14 protein-coding genes and 5 pseudogenes are annotated in these 25,047 nt (G+C 62.0%); 3 read left to right on the plus strand and 16 right to left on the minus strand.

Annotated elements, in window-relative coordinates; all coding sequences use genetic code 11:
• Positions 1 to 65: 65 nt before the first annotated feature.
• Complete coding sequence (locus tag ABEG21_RS10980) at positions 66 to 2,147, plus strand: EAL domain-containing protein (RefSeq protein WP_347554651.1); 2,082 nt, start codon at positions 66 to 68, stop codon at positions 2,145 to 2,147.
• Between the two features lie 51 nt (positions 2,148 to 2,198).
• Here the strand turns inward: ABEG21_RS10980 and ABEG21_RS10985 are convergent.
• Positions 2,199 to 2,615, minus strand: a pseudogene (locus ABEG21_RS10985) (exopolyphosphatase); the annotation flags it as partial.
• 213 nt (positions 2,616 to 2,828) lie between these two features.
• Positions 2,829 to 3,860 (minus strand): annotated as a pseudogene (gene ppx / locus ABEG21_RS10990) (exopolyphosphatase); the annotation flags it as partial.
• A gap of 423 nt (positions 3,861 to 4,283) precedes the next feature.
• On the opposite strand from ppx, the gene ppk1 reads away from it, so the two are divergent.
• Complete coding sequence (gene ppk1 / locus ABEG21_RS10995) at positions 4,284 to 6,467, plus strand: polyphosphate kinase 1 (RefSeq protein ID WP_347554652.1); 2,184 nt, start codon at positions 4,284 to 4,286, stop codon at positions 6,465 to 6,467.
• Positions 6,468 to 6,602: 135 nt separating this feature from the next.
• Here ppk1 and phoR read toward each other — a convergent pair whose 3' ends face one another.
• The 12 genes and pseudogenes from phoR to ABEG21_RS11055 form a co-directional block, all read right to left on the minus strand.
• On the minus strand, positions 6,603 to 7,997 hold the full coding sequence (phoR, locus tag ABEG21_RS11000) for a phosphate regulon sensor histidine kinase PhoR (RefSeq protein WP_347554653.1): 1,395 nt from the start codon (positions 7,995 to 7,997) through the stop codon (positions 6,603 to 6,605).
• Between the two features lie 202 nt (positions 7,998 to 8,199).
• The gene (phoB, locus tag ABEG21_RS11005; RefSeq protein ID WP_347554654.1) at positions 8,200 to 8,940 is read right to left on the minus strand and encodes a phosphate regulon transcriptional regulator PhoB; all 741 of its coding nucleotides are present in this window, start codon (positions 8,938 to 8,940) and stop codon (positions 8,200 to 8,202) included.
• 159 nt (positions 8,941 to 9,099) lie between these two features.
• The gene (gene phoU / locus ABEG21_RS11010) at positions 9,100 to 9,810 is read right to left on the minus strand and encodes a phosphate signaling complex protein PhoU (RefSeq protein ID WP_347554655.1); all 711 of its coding nucleotides are present in this window, start codon (positions 9,808 to 9,810) and stop codon (positions 9,100 to 9,102) included.
• Between the two features lie 50 nt (positions 9,811 to 9,860).
• Positions 9,861 to 10,709 carry a phosphate ABC transporter ATP-binding protein PstB gene (gene pstB, locus ABEG21_RS11015; RefSeq protein WP_347554656.1) on the minus strand — a complete coding sequence of 283 codons (849 nt, stop codon included), beginning with the start codon at positions 10,707 to 10,709 and terminating at the stop codon, positions 9,861 to 9,863.
• A gap of 21 nt (positions 10,710 to 10,730) precedes the next feature.
• The gene (pstA, locus tag ABEG21_RS11020; RefSeq protein ID WP_347556738.1) at positions 10,731 to 11,615 is read right to left on the minus strand and encodes a phosphate ABC transporter permease PstA; all 885 of its coding nucleotides are present in this window, start codon (positions 11,613 to 11,615) and stop codon (positions 10,731 to 10,733) included.
• Between the two features lie 11 nt (positions 11,616 to 11,626).
• Positions 11,627 to 12,643: a phosphate ABC transporter permease PstC gene (pstC, locus tag ABEG21_RS11025; RefSeq protein ID WP_347554657.1), complete on the minus strand. Its 1,017-nt coding sequence runs from the start codon at positions 12,641 to 12,643 to the stop codon at positions 11,627 to 11,629.
• Between the two features lie 315 nt (positions 12,644 to 12,958).
• Positions 12,959 to 13,990 (minus strand): phosphate ABC transporter substrate-binding protein PstS, encoded by a 1,032-nt coding sequence (pstS, locus tag ABEG21_RS11030; RefSeq protein WP_347554658.1) that lies wholly within the window; start codon positions 13,988 to 13,990, stop codon positions 12,959 to 12,961.
• A gap of 243 nt (positions 13,991 to 14,233) precedes the next feature.
• Positions 14,234 to 15,760 (minus strand): phosphoglucosamine mutase, encoded by a 1,527-nt coding sequence (glmM, locus tag ABEG21_RS11035; RefSeq protein WP_347554659.1) that lies wholly within the window; start codon positions 15,758 to 15,760, stop codon positions 14,234 to 14,236.
• Positions 15,761 to 16,071: 311 nt separating this feature from the next.
• A pseudogene (gene folP / locus ABEG21_RS11040) lies at positions 16,072 to 16,851 on the minus strand (dihydropteroate synthase); the annotation flags it as partial.
• Positions 16,852 to 17,243: 392 nt separating this feature from the next.
• The gene (gene ftsH / locus ABEG21_RS11045) at positions 17,244 to 19,133 is read right to left on the minus strand and encodes an ATP-dependent zinc metalloprotease FtsH (protein WP_347554660.1); all 1,890 of its coding nucleotides are present in this window, start codon (positions 19,131 to 19,133) and stop codon (positions 17,244 to 17,246) included.
• 324 nt (positions 19,134 to 19,457) lie between these two features.
• A pseudogene (locus ABEG21_RS11050) lies at positions 19,458 to 19,874 on the minus strand (RlmE family RNA methyltransferase); the annotation flags it as partial.
• Between the two features lie 150 nt (positions 19,875 to 20,024).
• A pseudogene (locus ABEG21_RS11055) lies at positions 20,025 to 20,234 on the minus strand (RlmE family RNA methyltransferase); the annotation flags it as partial.
• An 89-nt stretch (positions 20,235 to 20,323) separates the two neighbouring features.
• Here ABEG21_RS11055 and ABEG21_RS11060 point away from each other — a divergent pair.
• Positions 20,324 to 20,902, plus strand: coding sequence for a YhbY family RNA-binding protein (locus ABEG21_RS11060; RefSeq protein ID WP_347554661.1), 579 nt, complete (start codon positions 20,324 to 20,326; stop codon positions 20,900 to 20,902).
• A 96-nt stretch (positions 20,903 to 20,998) separates the two neighbouring features.
• Here ABEG21_RS11060 and greA read toward each other — a convergent pair whose 3' ends face one another.
• Positions 20,999 to 21,481, minus strand: a complete 483-nt coding sequence (gene greA / locus ABEG21_RS11065; protein ID WP_347554662.1) for a transcription elongation factor GreA — start codon at positions 21,479 to 21,481, stop codon at positions 20,999 to 21,001.
• A gap of 186 nt (positions 21,482 to 21,667) precedes the next feature.
• The gene (gene carB / locus ABEG21_RS11070; protein ID WP_347554663.1) at positions 21,668 to 24,922 is read right to left on the minus strand and encodes a carbamoyl-phosphate synthase large subunit; all 3,255 of its coding nucleotides are present in this window, start codon (positions 24,920 to 24,922) and stop codon (positions 21,668 to 21,670) included.
• Positions 24,923 to 25,047 lie beyond the last annotated feature (125 nt).

The following is a 25,047-nucleotide window of genomic DNA, read 5'->3' on the forward strand; positions in this document are numbered from 1 at the left end:
GATCCCGATTTGCGATTTAACAGCGGTGCGACCAGCCGCCGCATGCCACTTCGGCGCTCGATGCCATGTCTTCCGCGATGCAATACGCCGTGCGCTCGGTTCTCGCCTTGGCGCGCTTGTTGACGATGTTCCGACACCAGGACAAGGAACTGGTCCGCTCGCAGTACCTCGCGTTCTCGCGTCAGGTACCGTTGCTCTATTTCGTCCTGACGATCAACACCGCGACGGTGTCCTATACCCATATGGGTTCGGCGCCTGCCTGGCTGACGCTGTATGCGCCAGGCCTGTTGATCCTCGGGTGCATCGTTCGCATGACGATGTGGCGTCTGAGCCGGCACGTGCACCTCAGCGACGCGGACATCGCGCAGCGCATACGCAATGTGAGCAAGGTCATCGCCGTGCTCGGCATTCTATTTACGAGCTGGGGCGTCACGCTGTTCCAATACGGCGACGCCTATCAACGCAGCCACGTGGCGTTCTACATGGCCATCACGGTCATCACCGTCATCTGCTGCCTGACCCATCTCCGGGTTGCCGCGCTGCTGCTGACGGGCATCGTCATGGTGCCCTACTCGAGTTACTTCTTCTGGACCGGCAATCAGGTCTTGATCGCGATCGCCATCAATGTCGTGCTGGTCTTGATGTCGATGACGTTGATCCTGCGCAATCACGCGCAGGACTTCCGCGACCTGATCGACTCGAAGAAACGGTTGCTGCATACGAATCACGATATGCAGCAGCTGAGCGATGAAAACTTCCGTCTGGCGAATATCGACAGCCTGACGCTACTGCCCAACCGTCGACATTTTTTCTCGATCATCGACGAACTGCTGTCGACCCGGTCCCGGGCCGGACAGTCGCCCACCCCGTTTGCGGTGGGCGTGCTCGACCTCGATGGTTTCAAGCAGGTCAACGATCTATACGGGCACCGGTTCGGCGACAGCGTGCTGGCCGAGGTCGGCAAACGGCTGCTCGACTTCAATCGCGACGACGTGTTTTTCGCACGACTCGGCGGCGATGAGTTCGGCCTGATCCTGATGCATGCGGTCAGCCGCGAGGCAGCGGTCGAACTGGGTAATGCCGTCTGCGCCGCGCTGCATCATACGCACGCCGTGCGCGAGGCCGTGGCGCGGATGTCCGCCTCGCTTGGCCTCGCGCTGTTTCCCGAAGCCGGCGACACCCCGGAACAGTTATTCGAACGCGCGGACTACGCGCTATACTTCGCCAAAAAGCAGCGTCGCGGCAGTGCCGCCGTTTTCTCGACCGAACATGAAACCGAAATCCGGCATGTGGCGGCCATCGAGCAGGCAATGCGAACCGAGACCTTGAGCGAAGAAGTGACGCTGGTGTTCCAGCCGATCTTCGACGCCACAGAACGGCGCATCGTCGCCTTCGAGTCGCTGGCGCGCTGGAACAGTCCGACGATCGGACGCGTCGATCCGAGCGAATTCATCGGCATCGCCGAACGCACCGGCATGATCACGGTGATTTCGCAGTCGCTGCTGCGCCGCGCACTCGCCTTTATCCGGAAATGCCCGGAATCGATTCGGATTTCGTTCAATCTGTCGTCGCTCGACCTGACATCCGACGGCGCGCTGGACGGCATCGTCGCGATCGTCGAGCAAAGCGGCGTCGCGCCGGCGCGGATCGAATTCGAAATCACCGAGACCGCGATCATCAACGACTTCGAACGCGCCTCGGCGGCGTTGGCGACGTTGAAGGCGATCGGCGCCCAAATCGCGCTCGACGATTTCGGCACCGGCTTCTCCAGCCTGAGCCGTGTCCATCGCCTGCCGCTGGACAAGATCAAGGTGGACCGCGCGTTTATCGCGCAACTGGAAACCGAGCCGCAATGCCAGAAGATCGTCAAGAGCATCGCCGATCTGTGCGCCAACCTGCACCTCGAATGCGTCATCGAAGGCGTTGAAAATGTGACGCAGGTGGAAATGTTGCAGCAGGTGGGATGCCGTTTGATGCAGGGCTATTACTTCGGACGCCCGGTCGAGGAAGCGCTGGCACTGGCCCAGGTACGCGGCCATGACGGCATGGGCCGCGCGGAAGCACAACACGGTCTGTTCGGCGGCACGCTGGTGCCGGCATCCGCAGCGGCCAACGCACTGGCGCAGCCGGTGGCCACCACCGAATAAGCAGCTCGTGCTTTGGGTTTGGGGAACGGCGCAGACTCGCGCCGCCGATGCTCAGGCGTAGACGATCTTGAAGGTACGCCCGACACGCGTCCATTCGGCCGCTTCGCGCGCCAGATTCACTTCACTCATCGGATGGGCATCGGCCCAGGCCCGTGGCAAGGTCAACTCATAGCCTTGTCGCGTGCGCCGGGCACGTAGCGAGGGTAAGGCGTCGTCGGTACGGCGGCGTGACAGCAGGACCGCCGTACGCAGACAGAACAGCCAGTCCCAGTCGATATCGCTCGATGCCTGAAACTTGCCGAGCTTGCCGATATGGCCCAACAGCAAGGTCGACAGCCGATGCTGATCGGTGCGCGAGAAACCCGGCATGTCGGCATTGCTGGCGATATAGGCCGAATGCTTATGATAGCCGCCATGGCCGATCGACAAGCCGATCTCATGCAGCGACGCCGCCCAGCCGAGAAAGGTGCGACCGATCTCGCGCGGCGAATCGCCGTTTTCGGCACTGCCATTGCCATTGCCGCTGCCGGCGTGATGCGACGGGGCCGCCTGCGCGTCCTGCTCTTCGGCGGCCTGTCGGCGCGCCGCTTTCGCGTCCTTGCCTTTCGGCTCCTTCTGGTCCTTGGCGTCGCGCTGTGGCGTCGCACTGTCGTCGTCGAAGAACTGGTCGAGCAGCAGCGTGGACAGCGCGCCGATACGCGCCGCCTGACGTCGGTCCACCGCATAGCGTTGCATGAACGATTCGACCGTCACGGTTCGCACGTCCTGCTTCGCGCCGCGCCCCATCAGGTCGTACAGCACGCCTAGCCGCAGCGCGCCGTCGGTCACATCGGCATAGTCGATCCCCAATTCCTCGAACACGCCGATCATGATCGACAGGCCGCCCGGCAGCACGGGAATCCGATCCGGCTTCAATCCGACCAGCTTCGCATCGGTGGCGCTACCGGCCTTCACCAGCGCGCGCCGCAAGCGCTCCAGCCCATTGCGGGTAATGCCATGGCTGATACCGCTATCGTTGAAACCGTTGTCCTCGATCAGCTCCGCCAGGGCCCGTGCGGTGCCCGACGAACCGATCGACTGCTCCCAACCGGCATCGCGGTAAGCATGCGAGATCAGTTCGATTTCGCGACGTGCGGCCAGGATCGCCTGGTGCATCGCCGATTCGGTCACCACGTCGTCCGCGAAATACAGCCGACTGTGACTGACGCAACCGATGTAGAGACTCTCCATCAACAGGGGCTCGAACCCGCGGCCGATGATGAATTCGGTCGACCCGCCGCCGATATCGACAACCAGACGCTTGTCGGGCGCTGGAGGCACCGTATGCGCGGCACCGGCGTAGATCAGGCGCGCCTCTTCCCGGCCGGCGATGACTTCGATCGGAAAACCCAGCGCCTTGTGTGCGCGGTCGATGAATTCCTGCGCGTTTTTGGCCACCCGCAGCGTATTGGTCGCCACGGCACGGACCCGCTTGTGCGGAAATCCGCGCAGGCGCTCGCCAAAACGCTCCAGGGCTTCCAACCCGCGCAGCTGCGCCGCTTCGTCGAGGATTTTGTCGTCGGTCAGTCCCGCGCCCAGCCGAACGGGTTCGCGCATGGCGTCGATCTGCTGAATCTGGCTGCCGGCCGGCGTGGTTTCCACCCGGCCCACGATCAGCCGAAAGCTGTTCGACCCCATATCGACTGCTGCCAACAAGGTGGGAGTATCCGCCATAAAAATCGTCTTCGATCCGCAATGAGGAGAAAGTCCGGGCCGGCGCGGAAAACGCTGCGCGCCGCACGGCCGGGGAGGCGAATTCTGCCATGTTAGCCAAGCACGTGCTTGCTGCAAAGCGCGGACCACGCAATCCACCCGCTGCGTCGCGGTCCCTGTCCGATCAAACGAACGCCCGAGCGAATGTGACAGTCACATCAATGTCATATTATGGACATGTTGATCTGGAAGAATGTATGCATCGGCAATTCGGCCAGCGCGCGGACCGGCAGGACCTGCCATAGTCAGACAGACCCATCTTGCCAGTCCACGACGCAGCATGCCATTCTTAAACGCACGTCTTCGTCATCCAGCGACGCCGCTTCGGGGTCTTTTGCCCGGACCGCGGGTCGCCGGTTACGCGGACACTTCATTGCAAGACTTATGGCGCCCACCGATGCTTCCGCACCCCTTCCCTCGTCGAGCTTCGACGACGACTTGAACGCCGAAAGCGCGGCCTCGCCCCGTACCGCCGTCCTGGCCACCGGCGTGCGCGTACGCCGGGGAAGTTCCCACTATCCGCTGCTGAATCGTGAACTGGGCGTGCTGGCATTCAACGAGCGCGTACTGGCGCAAGCGGCCGACCCCGCGGTGCCGTTGCTCGAGCGACTGCGTTTCCTCTGCATCACCAGCAGCAACCTCGACGAGTTCTTCGAAGTGCGCATGGCCGGCCTGCAAGAGGAGATGCGCGACACCCCCGGGCTGATGACACCCGACGGCATGTCGATGCAGCAAGCTTACACGGTCATCGCGGAGCGTGCGCACCGGCTGGTGAAGCGCCAATATGCAATGTTGCACGACACGGTACTGCCGGCGCTGCGCAAGGAAGGCATCGTCTTTCATGAACCGGCCTCGTGGAACGCCGAACAGACGGCTTGGGCGCATCACTACTTCCATACCGAACTGACGCCGGTGCTCACGCCGATCGGCCTGGACCCGGCGCACCCGTTCCCGCGCGTCTTGAACAAGAGCTTGAACTTTGCCGTCGAACTGGCCGGCAAGGACGCGTTCGGGCGCGACGCGGTACTGGGCATCGTCCAGGCGCCGCGCGTGCTGCCACGTCTGGTACGGATGCCGGCCGAACTCTCCGGCCATCCGTACGGCTTCGTGCTGTTGAGCAGCTTCATGGAACGGTTCGTCGGCGACCTGTTCCCGGGTCTGGAACTGCGCAGTTGCAATCAGTTCCGCGTAACGCGCAACAGCGAGCTGTTCGTCGACGAGGATGAGATCACCGACCTGCGCGTGGCCTTGCAGGGCGAGTTGAGCGCGCGCCACTTCGGCAGCCCGGTGCGTCTGGAAGTCTCCGCCGATACCCCGGCCGAGCTGTTGCGCCGGCTGCGCGAGGAATCGGGTCTTTCGGAACGCGATTGCTATCGTGTGGATGGCCCGGTCAATCTCGTGCGCCTGATGCAATTACCCGACCTGGTGGACCGTCCCGATCTGAAGTTCGTGCCTCACGTTCCCGCCGCGCCGCAATTGAACCCACCGACGGCGACGTTGTTCGATGCGATCGATCACGGCGATATCCTGCTGCATCATCCGTACGAGAGCTTCCAGCCGGTCTTGGAGCTGTTGCTGCAGGCGGCAAAAGATCCGCACGTGGTGGCCATCAAGCAAACGATCTATCGGACCGGCAGTGATTCGGCGCTGATGGATGCGTTGATGCTGGCCGTGCGCAATGGCAAGGCCGTCACCGTCGTCGTGGAACTGCTCGCGCGTTTCGACGAGGAAACGAATATCAACTGGGCCGAGCGCCTGGAACAGGCGGGCGCGCATGTCGTCTACGGCGTGGTCGGCCACAAGTGTCACGCGAAGATGATGCTGATCGTCCGCCGCAGCACGATCAATGGTCAGGCCACGCTGCGTCGCTACGTCCATCTGGGCACCGGAAACTATCATCCGAAAACCGCCCGCCTGTACACGGACTTCGGTGTCATGACGAGCCATCCGGGCATCTGCGAGGACGTGCATCATGTCTTCCAGCAACTGACCGGCATCAATGGCCAGTTGTCGCTGAACTATCTGTGGCAGTCGCCGTTCACGCTGCATACGAAGTTGGTCGAAGCGATCAATCGCGAGGCCGAGGCGGCACGCGCCGGGCGCAAGGCGCGGATCGTCGCGAAGATGAATGCCTTGCTCGAACCGACGACGATCGCCGCCCTCTACGAGGCCTCGATGGCGGGCGTGAAGATCGATTTGATCGTGCGCGGCGTATGTTCGTTGCAACCCGGCGTGCCGGGCTTGTCCGACAATATCACCGTGCGCTCGATCATCGGCCGCTTCCTCGAGCATCATCGGATCTATTACTTCTACGCCGATGGGGCGGAAGACGTCTATCTGTCCAGCGCGGACTGGATGGACCGCAACTTCTTCCGTCGCGTCGAAGTGGCGTTTCCGGTATTGGATCGTCGATTAAAAAGACGCGTGATCGCCGAGGGTCTGTCTGCCTTCATCGGCGACAACCTGAATGCCTGGGTCATGCAAAGCGATGGGGAATATCATCGCCGCCGGCCGGGTAAGACCACCCGTAGCGCCCAGTTGAGCCTGCTGCAGAAGTTCTGCGTCTGACGGGGTATCCGACGACAGCATTGCGCCGCGTGCGATCCGATCGCGGGCCAGAGGCCAATGCTGCCAGACCAAGGTATCGGAAGACCCCTGCGACGTCCGGCTCGGCATCGCCCTACTTCTCATCTCACAATGCGCTTAGTCACCGATTCGTGCCGCCACGTCGGCAGCGACATCGGCGGAAACCTCAGCGTCATAGGGATAGTCGGCATCATCCATTTCCTCATCGGTGACCGTAAGTAACACGGTACGATGCCGCGGAAAATGGACTGCAAACTGGCTGCCCCGGCCCACCTGACTGCGAATGCTCAAACGCGCCTCGTGCCGTTGCAGCACGTGTTTGACGATTGCAAGCCCGAGCCCCGTGCCGCCCGTTCCACGCGAACGGCTGCGATCCACCCGGTAGAAACGCTCCGTCAGTCGCGGGATATGCTCGGCCGGAATACCAATACCGTCGTCGGTCACCGTGAACACGCCATAACCGTCCTCGGCACGCCACGACACATCGATCACGCCACCCTCCGGCGTATAACGCACGGCATTGCTCACCAGATTGCCGAACGCGCTGGCAATCTCGTTTTCCGCACCGGTGATGCCGACGCCCGGGTCGATATCGAGATGGATCGTGTGCTTGCCGCCTGACAGGCCCATCGCTTCGTCGCGCAAATGCTGCGTTAATGTGCGGACATTCACACGTTGTTCGCCCGGCGGTTTCGGATCGCCTTCGATATGCGCCAGCACCAGCAGATCGTTGACGATCGCCTGCATCCGCAGCGACTGCTGCTCCATCAATCCGAGATAGCGCGCCCGATCCGCTTCGCTCAGCGGCAACTCGCGTACCGTCTCCAGGAAACCGGCCAGGACCGTCAGCGGCGTCTTCAATTCATGCGAGACATTGGCAACGAAATCCCGGCGCATCGAATCGGTGCGCTCCAACTTCGTCACGTCCTGCGAAATCACCACCTTGCGGTGGTCGCCATACGGTAGCACCTGAACCGACAACACCTTGTGAAACTTGCGGCCCATTCCGCTCATCCGCAGATCCATGCCTTCCCGCGGCGAGCCGATGTAGTGGATAAAGTCCGGCTGCCGAATCAGATGGGTGATGTGCTGACCGACGTCGCGTTCCGCATCGACCCCGAAATGCCGCTCCGCGTTCGCATTACACCATTCGATCCGCTGCTCGTTGTCCAGCAGGATGATGCCGTTCGGCGAAACCTGGATGGCTTCGATGAACCGCGCATGTTGTGCCTCGACATCGCGGACCTGCTGATACCAGCGCTTGGAGAAACGGAACAGGCGATAGTAGATTTCGCCCCAGACGCCCGGTGCGCTCGGCACGGTGCCATAGGCCGGGCGGTCGAGCAGACGCCATAGCCGTTGCGCCTGATACGTCGCAAACCCCCAGTGCAGCAGCAGACCGACGACCGCCGCGGCCAACCCGACCTTGACGCCCAGCGCCAGGGTCACGCCACCGATCAGCACCAGAAACAGCACCAGCGACGCAGTGGCACGCGCCCAGATCACATTCATTTTTCGTTCCCCAAAAACAACAACGCGCGGAAGTCCGGCCCTGGCCGTAACTTCCGCGCGTCTGAACGGCGCCGGCGACGTGGCGACTTTGCGCGCCCACCCTGTCGGCACCCGTACCCCACTACGGCACGGGACGGCCCCCCAAAGGTCCCGCTAAAGGCCCTAAAAGGCGATACAGTCCCCAACGCGTGCCCGTATTGTATTACGCGTGTTTGGAGAGTCGGTAACCGCTGCCCCGTACCGTCTCGATCATCAGGTCGCATCCCGCCGGCTTCAGTGCGGCGCGCAGGCGCTTGATGTGCACGTCCACGGTCCGTTCCTCGACGAAAACGTGGTCGCCCCAGACGCGATCCAGCAATTGCGTCCGGCTATGCACTCGCTCGGGATGCGTCATCAGGAAATGCAGCAGACGAAATTCCGTCGGCCCCAACTCCAGCCGCACGTCTTCGCTCAGATCCGTCGTATCCGGTCCGATCTCGCCGGCCGTCGCAAGACGTCGGGCGCTGACGCGGTGCGTCGTCGGATCCAGGCGCAGACCGTTGATTGAGACCACGTCTTCCGTCAACTGCGGCGCGCGGCGACGTAGCACCGCCTTGATCCGCGCCATCAATTCCTTCGGCGAGAACGGTTTGGTCACGTAATCGTCGGCACCGGTTTCCAGCGCCGCGACCTTGTCCGCCTCTTCACCGCGGGCCGTCAGCATGATCAGCGGAATGCTGCGCGTGCGTTCATCGCTGCGCAACTCACGCGCGAAAGCGATACCGGATTTGCCCGGCAACATCCAGTCCAGCAGGATCAGATCCGGCAGGACGTCCCCGATCAGATGCTCCGCCTGCTCGGCGTTATAGGCGCGGATCGCATAATGGCCGGCATGCTCGAGGTTGACGGCGATCAGCTCCGAAATCGACGGTTCGTCTTCGACGACGAGGATACTGCTGGGCATCTTGGCGACTCTCCTGGAGAAACCCTGTTCGACAACACAGGTCAACAACACGGCAACGGGCAATCGCGCCCCTCACCGCCACATCGGACCAGCGGGGCCTGCGTGGCGGATGATCCGTCGGATCTCCGCGTCACGCAGACCGCCGCCGATAAAACCCGATCAGCTCAACGCTTCACGTTCCATCGTCTCGCGCGGCATATGCCGCACATCGGTGCCCTTGACGATGTAGATGATCAATTCGGCGATATTTTTTGCATGATCGCCAATGCGCTCGATGGCCTTCGCCACGAACAGATAATCCAGTCCGACCGAAATCGTCCGTGGATCCTCCATCATATACGTCGCCAGCTTACGCACGAAGGCATCGAATTCGCTATCGATCGAACGATCGTCACGGATGATCTGCAGCGCGGCATTGATGTCCAGGCGCGCGAACGCGTCCAGCACATTGTGCAGAATCGATGCGGCCATTTCACCGGACAGACGGATCTCGGCCGTATTGATCGCACGACCGGCGCCATCGTCGATGATCCGTTGCGTGCGCTTCGCGACCTTCTGTGCTTCGTCGCCGGCGCGTTCCAGATTCGTGATCGCCTTCGACACCGCCATCAGCAAACGCAGATCACGTGCGGCAGGCTGCCGACGCGCGATGATGTCGTTGCATTGCTGATCGATCTCGATTTCCATCTCGTTGACACGCCGTTCGGCCGTGGCAACGTGACGGATGGCGGTCTCGTTGTAGTTGTTCAATGCATCCATCGCATTGACGATCTGCGACTCCACCAAGCCGCCCATTTCGAGCAGCTTGGAGGACAGCAAGTTCAGATCGGCGTCGAACTGACTCGACAGATGTTGTTTTTCCTGTTGCATGGCCCGTCCTCTTGGCTTGTCACTCTATCGAATCCGCACGCGGTGCGGCATCAACCGAAGCGGCCAGTGATGTAGTCTTCCGTTTCACGGCGCGTCGGCTTCACGAAAATCTTCTGTGTCTCGCCGAACTCGATCAGTTCCCCCAGGTACATATACGCCGTGTAATCGGAGCAACGTGCCGCCTGCTGCATGTTGTGCGTCACGATCACGACCGTATAGTCGTGCTTTAATTCGTCGATCAGCTCTTCGATACGACCCGTCGAGATGGGATCCAATGCCGAGCACGGCTCGTCCAGCAACAGCACTTCCGGACGCACCGCGATGCCGCGGGCGATGCACAGACGCTGCTGCTGACCGCCGGACAGGCCATAGCCGCTTTGCTGCAGCTTGTCTTTCACTTCAGTCCACAGCGCGGCCTTCGTCAAAGCCCACTCCACACGATCGTCCATCTCGCTGCGGCTGAGCTTTTCAAACATCCGCACACCGAAGGCGATGTTGTCATAGATCGACATCGGGAACGGCGTCGGTTTCTGGAACACCATGCCGACGCGCGCGCGCAGCAGCGAAATGTCCATCGACGTCGTCAGCAGATTGTCGCCATCCATCAGGATCTGACCCTCGGCGCGTTGCTCCGGGTACAGCGCATACATGCGATTGAACGTGCGCAGCAACGTGGACTTGCCGCAGCCCGACGGGCCGATAAAGGCCGTGACCTTCTTTTCCGGGATATCCAGCGCGATGTGCTTCAGCGCATGGAAGTGGTTGTAGTAGAAGTTCAGGTCGCGGACCTGGATCTTCGCGCGGCCGCGGATCGGTGCCGAATTCGGACCGGCTGCCGATGCCAAGGGCGCGTTGTCTGCGTGCTTCACCGCGGTATCGTTCGTTTGAACCGTTGCCATGATGGTCGACCTTATCCTTGTTTACTTTTTCCGCGTGATCAGACGCGCGGCGACATTCAGAGCGAGCACGCCGAGCGTGATCAGGAAGACGCCGGCCCATGCGAGCGATTGCCAATCGGCGAAGGGACTCATCGCGAACTGATAAATCGTCACCGGCAGGCTGGCCATCGGCTTGCTCAGATCCGCATTGAAGAACTGATTCGACAAGGCGGTGAAGAGCAAGGGCGCCGTTTCGCCGGCGATCCGGGCGACACCCAGCAACACGCCGGTGATGATGCCGCCGATCGACGCACGCAGCGTGATCGAGCCGATCATCTTCCACTTCGGGATACCCAGTGCGAACGACGCTTCACGCAGTGCCACCGGCACCAGGTTCAACATATTCTCTGTGGTACGAATCACGATCGGGATCTGCAGCAAGGCCAATGCGATCACGCCGGCAAAACCGCTGAAGTGCCCCATCGTCGCCACGACGATCGCATAGACGAACAAGCCGATGACGATCGACGGCGCCGACAGCAACACGTCGTTCAGAAAACGCACCAGACTGGCCAGCCAGCTCGCGCGACCGTATTCGGCCAGATACACACCGGCCATCACGCCCAACGGCGTGCCGATCAGCGTGGCCACGCCGACCATCTCGAAACTGCCGACGATCGCGTTCGCCAGACCGCCGTCGCCCGAATTCGGCGCCGGCGTCGACTCGGTGAACAGATTGATGCTAAGGCCACCCACGCCCAGATGAATGGTCGTGTACAGGATCCACAGCAGCCAGACCAGACCGAACACCATCGCCGCCAAAGACAGCGTCAGCGCGACGCCATTGACGCGACGGCGCTTGGCCTGAAGCTTTTCCTTGATGATCGCGTCGCGCTGTTCGCGCGCTTGCGGACGTTGCAGACTCATCGATTGATCGCTCACTTGCGGCCCTCTTGTTTTTGCAGACGCAACAGCATCAGTTTCGACAGCGCCAGCACGATGAAGGTGATGACGAAGAGGATCAGACCCAGTTCCATCAGCGCGGACGTATGCAGACCCGGTTCCGCTTCGGCGAATTCATTCGCCAACGCCGACGTGATGCTGTTACCCGGCGCGAACAGCGAGATGCCGGAGAACATATTCGTATTGCCGATAACGAAGGTCACCGCCATCGTTTCTCCGAGCGCACGGCCGAGGCCGAGCATGACCCCGCCGATGACGCCCGTTTTCGTGAACGGCAAGACCACGCGCCACATCACTTCCCAGGTCGTGCAGCCGATCCCGTAGGCCGATTCTTTCAACAGCACCGGCGTCACTTCAAACACGTCGCGCATCACGGCCGAGATGTAGGGAATGATCATGATGGCCAGGATCACGCCGGCACACAGCAGACCGATGCCGATCGGCGGCCCCTGAAACAAGGCACCGACGAGCGGCAAGCCACCGAGCAGATGCTTCAGCGGTGCCTGGAAATACGTCGAGAAGATCGGCGCGAAGACCAGCAGGCCCCACATGCCGTAGACGATCGACGGAATGGCCGCGAGCAGCTCGATCGCGATACCGAGCGGACGGCGCAACCATGCCGGCGACAGTTCCGTCAGGAACAACGCAATACCGAAGCTCACCGGCACGGCGATGATCATCGCGATGACCGACGTGACGATCGTGCCGTAGATCGGCACCAGCGCGCCGAAGTGCTGATTCGGCGGATCCCATTCGCTATTGGTCAGGAAACTGAAGCCGAAGGTGTGCAAGGTCGGCCAGGATTCGACGACCAGAGAGACGATGATGCCGCCGAGCAGCACCAGGGTGATCAAGGCACTCGCGCGGGTAAGCAGGCCGAACAGCATATCGCCGAACTGACCTGGCGCGCGTGGCGGCGCCGACGACGCGCCCGGCGGCATCGCGCCGGGGGAGACGCCGCCTTGGGAGGCTGCGGAAGAGATATCTGACATGATGTCGAGTCGCGATGGCACAAGTGCCTGAAAGGCACGATGGCAAATAGGATGGAAGCCACCCCTTCTGCCGCCCGAAAATACACTGCCACCCGCCGACACCGCGGGACATCCGGTCGGCACTGCAGGCAGCACGCCGTCACCGAAACGTCACCAAAATGTCATCGAATGGCGTTGGATACGTTTATGGGTACCCATCGTCGCCGCCACGCCGCGCGTAGCCGTCCCGCTGAGTACCCCGTACTGCACACTGTTTTTTTTGATGCCACCGTGGCGCGATTCCCGTGAGAACCGGCACGGCGTGCCTGCCCTACCTTACTCTGCCGCGACAACCTTGCCCGAGCCGTCCTTCACGTTCTTCCACGCATTGTGGATTTGCGAGACGACCGATGCCGGCAGCGGGATGTAATCCAGCGACGACGCGCCGGCATTACCGTTCTTGAACGACCAGTCGAAGAACTTCAGCACGGCCGCGCCTTGTTCCGGCTTGTCCTGCGATGCATGGATCATCACGTACGTGGCAGCCACGATCGGCCACGCGTTGGCGCCGTCGGTGTTGGTCAGGATCTGGTAGAACGTCTTGTTCCAGTCCGCGCTACCCGAAGCAGCCTTGAACGTGTCGACCGTCGGCGCGACAACCTTGCCTGCCGCGTTCTTCATGTCCGCGTAGGTCATGTGGTTCTGCGTCGCGTAAGCCGACTCGACGTAACCGATCGCGCCGGGCAGGCGTTGCACGAATGCCGCCACGCCGTCGTTACCCTTGCCGCCCGTACCCGTCGGCCAGTTGACCGTTGCGCCTTCGCCGATCTTCGCCTTCCAGTCCGCGCTGACCTTCGACAGGTAGTTCGTGAACACGAACGACGTGCCCGAACCGTCGGCACGACGCACCACGGCGATGTCCGTATCCGGCAGCTTCAGCTTCGGATTCAATGCGACGATTTCCGGCGCATTCCACTTCGTGATCTTGCCTTGATAGATGTCGGCCAGGACTTGGCCCGACAACACCAGTTGGCCGGCCTTCACGCCCGGAATGTTCACGACCGGCACGATGCCGCCGACAACCGTCGGGAATTCGACCAGACCGTTCTTGGCCAGTTCCTCGTCCGTCATCGGAACGTCGGAACCTGCGAAGTCAACCGTCTTCGCTTGAATTTGCTTGATGCCCCCGGAAGAGCCGATGCCTTGATAGTTGACCTTGTTGCCGGTCGCTTTTTGATAGTCGGCTGCCCACTTGCCATAGACCGGTGCGGCGAACGTGCTACCGGCACCCGTGATGTCTGCGGCGTGGCCCGCGGTGGCGACGAGGGCGGTGACCAAGCCGGCGATCGCGGTTTTCATCAAGTTCATGACCTCTCCATTGAAGTGAAATGCGGACAATGCCGCAGGACAGAACGGAGCTTAAGTGACGAACATGACAGTCATGTGACAGTCGCAATCGACGCTTGGTATTGCAAGAATCGGTCGAAATGACCGCACCACGAAACCGTAGGTCGGTATTGTCGTTATTTTTAATAAAAAAACGTGCACTCCCAGCGGAAATGCACGTTTTTTCTACCGCATGCCCGCTATCGGGCAATCGTTTGAACGCGCTCAGGCGAAAGCCTTCCTTACCGCCTCGGAGATGGCTTCCGCGTGTTGCGTCGCCGCCTCGGCCTTCTCTGCCTCGACCATGACGCGCAGGACCGGTTCCGTGCCGGAGGCACGGATCAGCACCCGACCGGTGCCCGACAGCGCCGTATTCGCATGATCGATCGCCGCGCTGATCGACGGATCGGCTTTCCAATCGGCGCCGGCCGCAATACGCACATTGATCAGCTTCTGCGGGAACAGCGTCAGACCCTCGAGCAGGGCCGCCAGCGTCTTGCCACTGCGGCGCATTGCCGCCAGGACCAGCAATGCCGAGACGATGCCGTCGCCGGTCGTGTGACGATCCAGCGACAGAATATGTCCCGATCCCTCCGCGCCCAGCTGCCAGTCGCGCTCGCGCAGTTGCTCGAGGACATAGCGGTCGCCGACCGCGGCGCGCACGAAGCCGACGTTGAGGCGCCCCAGAGCCTGTTCGACCGCCAGATTCGTCATCAACGTGCCCACGGCCCCGGGCACGGAACCGTCGGTCGCGATCCGGTCCTGGACCAGCACATACAGCAACTCGTCGCCGTTGAACAAGCGTCCGCTCGCGTCCACCACCAGCAGACGATCGGCGTCGCCGTCCAGCGCGATGCCGAGGTCTGCCTGGTTCTGGCGCACCGACTCGATCAAGGCATCGGGTGCTGTAGCACCGACGCCGTCGTTGATGTTGAAGCCGTTCGGCCGGACGCCGATGGGGATCACTTCCGCGCCCAGCTCATGAAACACGCTGGGCGCGATGTCGTACGCCGCACCGTTTGCGCAATCGACGACCAGACGCATGCCGCGCAGATCGTAGTTGGCCGGGAACGTGCTCTTGCAGAACTCGATATAGCGACCGGCCGCATCGTCGAGCCGACGTGCACGGCCGAGCTTCTCGGACGGCGCACAGGATTGCGGTTCTTCCAGCCGCGCCTCGATCTGACGCTCGATATCGTCGGGCAGCTTGTTCCCGTCGGCGCTGAAGAACTTGATACCGTTGTCGTAGTAGGGGTTGTGCGAGGCACTGATCACGACACCGGCCGACAGGCGCAACGCGCGCGTCAGATAGGCAATGGCCGGCGTCGGCATCGGCCCCGCCAGCATCACGTCGACGCCGGCTGCGGCGAAGCCGGCTTCCAGCGCCGCCTCCAGCATATAACCGGAAATACGCGTGTCCTTGCCGATCAGGACGGTCGGGCGACCGGCCCGAAACAAACCGCGCCGCTCCCCGTCCTTGCCGATCGAACGCTCGCCCGATCGCTGCTCGGCCTCAGCGGCGCCCTGCCCGGCAGCCGCCACCAAGGCATCGGCCTCGTCGTCGTAGGACGGTCGTTGCGGGGCCGCGCCCGGCAGCGGACGCGGTTCGGGCGCGCGTGGCGCCGAATCGGTCGCGTGCACCAGCACTTCGCCTGCCGCATAGCCCAGCTTCAGTACAAAATCGGGCGTGATCGGCGCTTCGCCTACGCGCCCACGGATCCCATCGGTTCCAAAATATCGCCGGCCAGCCATGGCTTCTCCTCTACTAGTCGTGCCGGTGCTGTCGCGCGCAGCGTGCCAACGCGCACACAGCGTCCGTCTGCTTCACAAACCGCTTCACCAACTGATTATGCGTTCGATACGGCTCAATCGGCGCGACGTTCGCCGGCGCCGTCATCGACGCCCAGAGCGATCGCATCCGCGGCGCGCTCCGTAGCGGCATCGCGCCGCGACGGCGCCCCGTCCTGCGCGAATTCGTCGCCGGTCCGCGCCTCACCGCGGCGATCGGATGCCATCTCGACGATCGCACTGCGCGGCTGCGGCGCGGCCGGGTCGTCCTGACCGATGGCGCTCCAGACCGACAACGCTTCCACCGTCTGCGCAACGTCGTGGACACGGACGATCGCGGCGCCGCGCTCTGCCGCACAGACAGCCGCCGCCACGCTGGCGATCACCCGCTCGGCAGGCGTAGGCGCCTCGCCGCCCTGCGACGGCATCACCGCCGCCAGCATCGATTTGCGCGACATGCCGACCAGAATCGGCAAGCCGCCCGGCGACGTCATCGGCAGATCCCGCAATAGGCGGAAGTTGTGCGCAACGGACTTGCCGAAGCCAAAGCCGGGATCGACGACGATACGCTCACGCGCGATACCCGACGATTCCAAGGCAATCACGCGCCGTTCAAGAAAGTGGCGCACCTCGTCGACGACATCTTCATAGGACGGCGCATCCTGCATCGTCGCCGGTGCGCCCTGCATATGCATCGCACAGACGCCGCATTGGCTGCGCGCCACCACTTCGAGCGCCCCGTCCTCGGTAAACGCACGAATGTCGTTAATCATGTCGGCGCCCGCTTCGAGCGTCGCGCGCATCACTTCCGGCTTATACGTGTCGATCGACAAGGCCACACCGCAATCGCGCAATGCCTCGACCACCGGCAATACGCGATCCAGCTCCTCGCCGAGCGAGACCTCGGGCGCACCGGGCCGCGTCGATTCGCCGCCGATATCGAGGATATGCACCCCTTCTCGGATCATCGCCTCGGCGCGCCGTAACGCAGCGTCGCGCATCTGAAACTTGCCGCCATCGGAAAACGAATCCGGCGTGACATTCAGAATACCCATCACGAGCGGCTGCGCCAATGAAAAACGGAAACGCCCGCAGCGCAGAATGCCATGGTCGCCAGCCAAGCCGGACGGAAGTACCCCATACAGCGACGGTGCGCGCGAGGCGCCGCTCGACACCAGCGAGGCAGCCGCTGAGACCAACGCGGTGTCGGCCGAGACAGCGGACGCGCCCTGTGCCATACCGGAGGAAGACGCATCCGAGGACAAGGGTGCGGTCGAAAGCGAGCCCGGCAAGCCGGGTGCGGAGGAAGAGGAAGTCAAGGTATTGCTCTACATCAAAAGGAACCGCGTGGCAGCGGCGATGGCGGCATCCGTCACACCACACTGTACGCCGCACCAAAGAAAAAGGGCCGGTGCAATCTGCACCGGCCCATTAGTGTATCCGCTTATTAAGCTGGCGCCGTCACACTGGTGGGCGCTTTTGCATCGGAGCCACCGCCACCGTTCGTCGGGCTACCCCCCGACGGTGGCGGCAAATTCTTCGGCGGTCGCGGGTTCTTACCCGACATGATGTCGTCGACCTGATCCGCATCGATGGTTTCCCATTCGAGCAGTGCGGTGACCATCACTTCGACCTTCGCGCGGTGCTCTTCCAACAGGCCCCGTGCACGAGCGTACTGATCGTCGAGGATGCGACGGATTTCCGCGTCGACCTTCTGCTGCGTCGCTTCCGACACCGTCTTCGACGACATACGGCCGAACACACCGTCTTGCTCCGTATCGACATACACCATCGTGCCAAGCACATCGGACATGCCGTAACGCGTCACCATATCGCGCGCCATCTTCGTCGCACGCTCGAAGTCGTTGGACGCACCGGTCGACATCGAATTCAGGAACACTTCCTCAGCAGCACGGCCACCGAACAGGATCGCGATTTCTTCATACATCCGTTCACGATACAGATTCACGCGATCGTGTTCCGGCAACTGCCAGGTGATCCCCAATGCCCAGCCACGCGGCATGATCGACACCTTGTGCACCGGATCCGCCAGCGGCAACAGCTTGGCGACCACCGCATGACCCGACTCGTGATACGCCGTATTGCGACGCTCTTCCTCGCGCATCACGGCTGACCGACGCTCCGGACCCATGAAGATCTTGTCCTTCGCATCTTCGAAATCCTGCATCTCGACGATCCGCTTGCCGCGACGTGCTGCGAACAGCGCTGATTCGTTGACCAGGTTCGCCAGATCGGCGCCCGAGAAGCCCGGCGTGCCGCGTGCAATCACTGCCGCATCGACGTCGCCCGAAATCGGCACCTTGCGCAGGTGGACCTTCAAGATCTGCTCGCGACCGCGGATATCCGGCAGGCCGACGTAGACTTGACGGTCGAAACGACCCGGACGCAGCAGCGCTTTGTCCAGCACGTCCGAACGGTTCGTCGCCGCGATCACGATGACGCCCGAGTTGGCCTCGAAACCGTCCATCTCGACCAGCATCTGGTTCAAGGTCTGTTCGCGTTCGTCATTACCGCCGCCCATCCCGGCACCGCGATGACGACCCACCGCATCGATTTCATCAATGAAAACGATACACGGTGCGTGCTTCTTTGCTTGCTCGAACATGTCGCGAACGCGGGCCGCGCCCACACCGACGAACATTTCGACAAAGTCCGAACCGGAAATGCTGAAGAACGGCACCTTCGCTTCGCCAGCAATCGCCCGCGCCAGCAAGGTTTTACCGGTACCCGGCGGCCCGACCAGCAGCACGCCGCGCGGGATACGCCCACCCAGTTTCTGGAATTTCTGCGGGTCGCGCAGGAAGTCGACCAGTTCGCTGACTTCTTCCTTCGCCTCGTCGCAACCGGCGACATCGGTGAAGTTGATCGCGTTGTTGTTCTCGTCGATCAGCCGCGCTCGGGATTTACCGAAAGAAAAGGCGCCGCCCTTACCCCCGCCCTGCATCTGTCGCATCATGTAGAACCAGAACACCATCAACAGGATGGAGGGCCCCACGTACGTCAGGATCGATACCAGCAGATTCGGTTCGTCTTCCGGCTTGCCGCTGACCTGAACACCGTACTTCATCAGATCGCCGACCATCCAGATATCGCCCGGCTGCACGATCGTGTACTTGTTGCCGTCCGACGGCGTCACGTTCAACGTGCGTCCCTGGACCGTCACGGCTTTGATCTTGCCGTTCTTCGCGTCATCCATGAACTGCGAGTACGGCACGCCTTCCTGAACGCGAGGCTTGTCGAACTGCTTGAACACCGTAAACAGCACCAGTGCGATGACCAGCCACACTGCCGCTTTCGAGAACATATTGTTGTTCAAGGCACCACTCCTTCACTGATATCGCCGGCCGGCCGGGACATCAAGGCCATGTCCGAGCTGCTCCAGCGCATTCTAATCCACTCCGACAACCCCCGCCATAGACAGGGCCGTGATGAACGGCCTGGTCCGCCAGGCGGAGTCTTGGTCGTCGAAATGGCATTCCGGGCGTTTTCCCGTCCTATTTCCGCTTTATCCCGCTAAAACCCGTTGCGACCTCACGGCCGCGCGGCACCTTTCATTACGATCCTAAGCCCATACACGCTGAAAAGATGTTTCAGAATGTTGCGGACCGGTGCGGAAATCAGGCAATACACGCTCGGCACGTCATTCCGGATGCTTCAAGCGCTTTCCCAAAATGAACGTTTCGGACGACTTGTCGCGCGACGCTTTCGGCTTGCGCGGCGCCACGACCAGGAACTGGTTCTTGAACTTTTCGATAATCTGGCTATACCCGCTGCCGTGGAAACACTTGACCAGCAATGCGCCTTCAGGCTTCAGGTGCCGCTGCGAAAACTCCATCGCAAGATCGCACACGTGCTCGATCCGCGCGGCATCGGCCGAAGCCACACCACTCAAGTTGGGGGCCATATCCGAGATCACAAGATCCACCTTACACCCGCCCAACATTTTTTCCAGCTTTTCCAATATGTCGTCTTCCCGGAAATCGCCTTGCAGGAATTCGACATCGGCGATCGGTTCCATCGGCAACATGTCCAGCGCGATGACGCGGCCATTCAAGCCGGCCGACGGCAGCGCCGTCTTGTCCGCCCCAGCGCGTCCCGGCGCTGCCGCGGAACTGATCGATGGATCGCCGGACAGCTTGGCGGCATCGCCGCCCGCTGCTGTGCCCTGTTGCGCGGCGGCATCACTTTTCTTGCGCGTCAACTGACCCAGACGGTTGCGGACGTACTGACTCCAACTGCCCGGCGCCGAGCCCAAGTCGACGATGATCATGCCCGGTCGGATCAACTTGTCCTGCTCGTCGATCTCTTTCAATTTATACGCCGCACGCGCGCGATAGCCCTCCCGCTGGGCCATTTTGACGTACGGATCGTTGATGTGGTCATGCAACCACGCGGAATTAAAACGGTTCTTTGCCATGAAACTGATCGAATACCCCTGATTTGGGGGATAATACGCTGCTTTTCCGCCGTAACGGCGGCCCCTGTCTGCTTCTGATCTGTATCGCGATGCCCGCCCTGACCCTGACTCCTGCTGCCCGTGCCGAATTTCGTTCGCAGGCGCACGCCCTGAAGCCTGTCATCCTGATCGGCGGTGATGGCCTGACCGATGCCGTTTTGGCAGAAACAGACCGTGCACTGACGTCCCATCAACTGATTAAAGTCCGCGTGTTCGGCGACGATCGCGAGACGCGTATCGAAACCGCCACGGCCCTGTGCGATCAGCTCAACGCAGGACTGGTGCAACACATCGGCAAGCTGCTGGTGCTGTTCCGCCCGGTGCCGAAGGTCAAGCCGACGCGTGAATCGGCGCAGCAGGACGCGAAACGGGCCAGTGGCCCGGTGTCGCGTGCCGCTGCGGCGCGCGCCGTGGCCGACCTGCCCGCGTCCCGCAACGTCCCTGGCAGCAAAGCCAAGGGCGGCGCGCCGCGGATCGTCAAGGTGATCAAGCCCACCGGAAACGAACGCCGCCGTGCGCGCCCCACCGACGTCCTGGTGCGCGGCAATGAACGCGTCACCTTCGGCGGCCAGGTGAAACGGGCCAAGAAACGCAAGGTCAGCATCAAGCGCGTGCATCAGAACGACTGAGCACCGCCCAAAAACGAAACGGACCGTCACGAGAACGGTCCGTTTTTTTTATCGGCCCGCGCGGCGGCTTGGCTGCCGCGGGCCCGACAAAACACGTTACACGTAGCGCACGCCCGTGATTTCATACTCACGCGTGCCGCCCGGCGCCACGACGGCCGCCATATCGCCTTCGTACTTGCCGATCAAAGCGCGCGCGATCGGCGAGCTGATCGATACCAGGCCATGCTCCAAATCGGCCTCGTCGTCGCCAACGATCTGATAGGTCACCTTGTTGCCGGTTTCCTGATCTTCCAGATCGACCGTCGATGCAAACACCACGCGCCCTTCGGCGCTCTCGGCCAGCGTCTTCGGATCGATGATCTGCGCCACCGACATCTTGCCTTCCAGTTCCGCAATCCGTCCTTCGACGAAGGATTGCTTTTCCTTGGCCGCATCGTATTCGGCGTTTTCCGACAAATCGCCCTGTGCGCGCGCCTCGGAGATCGAATTGATCACCGACGGACGCTCGACGGACTTGAGCCGATGCAGCTCTTCCTTCAGTAATTCTGCGCCACGTTTCGTCAGAGGGATGGTGCTCATAGCAAATTGCCCATACAAAGTTCGCGCTTAAAAGCCGCGCACAAAAAAATCGCCGCAGCCGGAAAGACCAGCGCCGTTCGTAACGACACAGCACCGATACCGCCCAGCCGCGGCTCATTGCATCCAATGTGGTAGGCATCGGCGCTAGCCGGACAGACCGGCTGGCCGAACGCACCCACGAAAGGTTTAGTTTAGGCGAGCATGCAGCCCTTGTAAATCATAGACCTCAAGCGACTGCAGCGAATTCAGGCCTTCGACCGCCGCGCGGGCGCCCGAGATGGTCGTGTAGTACGTCACATTGTTCGCCAGCGCGCTCATCCGGATCGAACGCGAGTCCGCGATGGCCGTGCGGGTTTCGTCGACCGTCGTCATGACCAGCGCGATTTCGCCGTTCTTGATCATGTCCACGACGTGCGGACGTCCGTCCTTGACCTTGTTCACGACGCGGACCGGCACGCCCGCCGCCGAAATCGCCGCGGCCGTGCCCTTCGTCGCGACGATCTGATAGCCCAGTTGGTCAAGGCGACGCGCAATCTCGACCGCGGCCGGCTTGTCCGAGTCCATCACCGTCAACAGCACGGTGCCGGACGCCGGCAGACGCGAGCCTGCCGCCAATTGCGACTTGAATAGCGCCTCGCCGAACGTGCGGCCGACACCCATCACTTCGCCGGTCGAACGCATTTCCGGTCCGAGCACCGGGTCGACGGTCGGGAACTTCGTGAAGGGGAACACCGCTTCCTTGACGCTGAAGTACGGCGGTACCACTTCCTTCGTCACGCCCTGCTGCGCCAGCGTCTGTCCGACCATCGCCCGCGCGGCGATCTTCGCCAGTTGCAGGCCGGTCGCCTTCGACACATACGGCACCGTACGCGAGGCACGCGGGTTCACTTCCAGCACATAGATGACATCCGACGGCTTGCCGTCGGCATCGGTCCCCTGCTGGATCGCGAACTGCACATTCATCAGGCCGACCACGTTCAGGCCGCGCGCCATCGCGGCGGTCTGACGCTTCAGTTCGTCGACCGTCGCCGCGGACAGCGAATACGGCGGCAGCGAGCAGGCCGAATCGCCCGAGTGGACGCCGGCTTGCTCGATATGCTGCATCACGCCGCCGATAAAGACCGCTTCGCCGTCGCAGATACAGTCGACGTCGCATTCGATCGCGTCGTTGAGGAAGCGATCCAGCAACACCGGCGAGTCGTGCGATACCTTGACTGCCTCACGCATATAGCGTTCGAGATCGCGCGGCTCGTGCACGATTTCCATCGCGCGGCCACCCAGCACGTACGACGGGCGTACGACCAGCGGATAACCGATTTCGGCCGCCAAGGTCAGTGCATCGGCCTCGGTGCGCGCGGTGCGGTTCGGCGGCTGACGCAGCGACAGATCGTGCAGCAGCTTTTGGAAACGCTCGCGGTCTTCCGCGGCGTCGATCATGTCCGGCGACGTACCGACGATCGGCACACCGTTCGCTTCCAGATCGAGCGCCAGCTTCAGCGGCGTCTGACCGCCGTACTGCACGATCACGCCAACCGGTTTTTCCTTGTCGACGATTTCCAGCACGTCTTCGAGCGTCAGCGGCTCGAAGTACAGACGATCGGACGTATCGAAGTCCGTCGAGACCGTTTCCGGATTGCAGTTGACCATGATCGTCTCATAGCCATCTTCGCGCAGTGCGAGTGCCGCGTGGACGCAGCAGTAATCGAACTCGATGCCCTGACCGATCCGGTTCGGACCGCCCCCCAACACCATGATCTTCTTGTTATTGGTCGGCTCGGCCTCGCACTCTTCCTCGTAGGTCGAGTACAGATAGGCCGTATCGGTCGCGAATTCGGCCGCGCAGGTGTCCACGCGCTTGTACACGGGGCGCACATTCATGGCGATCCGCTGGGCGCGCACTTCCGTCTGCGTCGTGCCGAGCAGCTTGGCCAGGCGACGATCGGAGAAACCGGCACGCTTCAGGAAACGCAGTTCGTCGACGCTCAAGCCCGACAGCGCGCGACCGGCGAGGCCCTTTTCCAGTTGCACGATGTTTTCGATTTGCGCCAGGAACCACGGATCCACCGCGGTTTCCTCGTACACTTCGTCCACCGTCATGCCGATCCGGAACGCATCGGCCAGATACCAGATCCGATCCGGACCGGCATCGCTGATTTCCTGAACGATCTCGTCGCGATCGGTGGACTTTTCGTCCAAGCCGTCCACGCCGACTTCCAGACCACGCAGTGCCTTCTGGAACGATTCCTGGAAGGTGCGGCCAATTGCCATCACCTCGCCCACGGACTTCATCTGCGTCGTGAGACGCGAGTCGGCTTCGCGGAACTTCTCGAAGGCGAAACGCGGCACCTTGACGACCACGTAGTCGATCGACGGTTCGAACGACGCCGGCGTTTGACCGCCGGTGATTTCATTGCGCAGTTCGTCCAACGTATAGCCCACGGCCAACTTGGCCGCGATCTTGGCGATCGGGAAACCGGTCGCCTTCGAGGCCAACGCCGATGAACGCGAGACCCGCGGATTCATCTCGATCACGATCATCCGACCATCTTTCGGATTGATCGAGAACTGCACGTTCGAACCGCCGGTATCCACGCCGATTTCGCGCAGCACGGCCAGCGATGCATTCCGCAGCAGTTGGTATTCCTTGTCCGTCAGCGTCTGCGCCGGGGCGACGGTGATCGAGTCGCCCGTGTGGATCCCCATCGGATCCAAGTTTTCGATCGAGCAGACGATGATGCAATTGTCGGCCGTGTCACGCACGACCTCCATCTCGTATTCCTTCCAGCCGAGCAGCGATTCTTCGATCAGCAGCTCGTGCGTCGGCGACAGGTCGAGGCCGCGCTTGCAGATTTCCTCGAACTCCTCGCGGTTGTACGCGATGCCGCCGCCGGAACCGCCCAGCGTGAACGACGGACGGATCACCGTCGGGTAGCCGCTGCCGCCCGTCAGTACCGCGATCTCGGCCTGGACCTTCAGCGCCTCTTCCATCGAATGGGCAATGCCGGACTTGGCCGAACCCAGGCCGATGCGCGTCATCGCTTCCTTGAACTTCTGACGATCCTCGGCCATGTCGATGGCCTTCGGCTTCGCGCCGATCAGCTCGACGTTGTACTTTTCGAGCACGCCCTGGCGATGCAGTTCCAGCGCGCAATTCAGCGCCGTCTGGCCGCCCATCGTCGGCAGGATCGCGTCGGGCTTTTCCTTCGCAATGATGCGTTCGACCACTTCCCAGGTGATCGGCTCGATATAGGTCACGTCAGCCGTGTCCGGGTCCGTCATGATCGTGGCCGGATTGCTGTTGACCAGCACCACGCGATACCCTTCCTCGCGCAGGGCCTTGCACGCTTGCGCGCCCGAATAGTCGAACTCGCAGGCCTGGCCGATGATGATCGGGCCGGCGCCGATGATGAGGATGGTGCTTATGTCTGTGCGCTTTGGCATGTCTGGCGATATTTTTTACTGAATTAGGTACGGAGCAGCGGGTGCATCCACTGGATGCACGGCGCGGCAAGGCCTGTGGGGCGGCGTGGACGGGGTGGCATTTGCGATCCCGCGCACAGCGTCGA

The organism is Robbsia sp. KACC 23696 (assembly GCF_039852015.1).
Lineage (GTDB): Bacteria > Pseudomonadota > Gammaproteobacteria > Burkholderiales > Burkholderiaceae > Robbsia.

What these genes read in the sequence shown, in the direction of transcription:
- pstS (WP_347554658.1), bottom strand. Translation starts at nt 13,990, where the DNA reads ATGAACTTGATGAAAACCGCGATCGCCGGCTTGGTCACCGCCCTCGTC.
- greA (WP_347554662.1), bottom strand. Translation starts at nt 21,481, where the DNA reads ATGAGCACCATCCCTCTGACGAAACGTGGCGCAGAATTACTGAAGGAA.
- phoU (WP_347554655.1), bottom strand. Translation starts at nt 9,810, where the DNA reads ATGCAACAGGAAAAACAACATCTGTCGAGTCAGTTCGACGCCGATCTG.
- ppk1 (WP_347554652.1), top strand. Translation starts at nt 4,284, where the DNA reads ATGGCGCCCACCGATGCTTCCGCACCCCTTCCCTCGTCGAGCTTCGAC.
- ABEG21_RS11060 (WP_347554661.1), top strand. Translation starts at nt 20,324, where the DNA reads ATGCCCGCCCTGACCCTGACTCCTGCTGCCCGTGCCGAATTTCGTTCG.
- phoR (WP_347554653.1), bottom strand. Translation starts at nt 7,997, where the DNA reads ATGAATGTGATCTGGGCGCGTGCCACTGCGTCGCTGGTGCTGTTTCTG.
- glmM (WP_347554659.1), bottom strand. Translation starts at nt 15,760, where the DNA reads ATGGCTGGCCGGCGATATTTTGGAACCGATGGGATCCGTGGGCGCGTA.
- ABEG21_RS10980 (WP_347554651.1), top strand. Translation starts at nt 66, where the DNA reads ATGTCTTCCGCGATGCAATACGCCGTGCGCTCGGTTCTCGCCTTGGCG.
- pstC (WP_347554657.1), bottom strand. Translation starts at nt 12,643, where the DNA reads ATGTCAGATATCTCTTCCGCAGCCTCCCAAGGCGGCGTCTCCCCCGGC.
- carB (WP_347554663.1), bottom strand. Translation starts at nt 24,922, where the DNA reads ATGCCAAAGCGCACAGACATAAGCACCATCCTCATCATCGGCGCCGGC.
- phoB (WP_347554654.1), bottom strand. Translation starts at nt 8,940, where the DNA reads ATGCCCAGCAGTATCCTCGTCGTCGAAGACGAACCGTCGATTTCGGAG.
- pstB (WP_347554656.1), bottom strand. Translation starts at nt 10,709, where the DNA reads ATGGCAACGGTTCAAACGAACGATACCGCGGTGAAGCACGCAGACAAC.
- pstA (WP_347556738.1), bottom strand. Translation starts at nt 11,615, where the DNA reads ATGAGTCTGCAACGTCCGCAAGCGCGCGAACAGCGCGACGCGATCATC.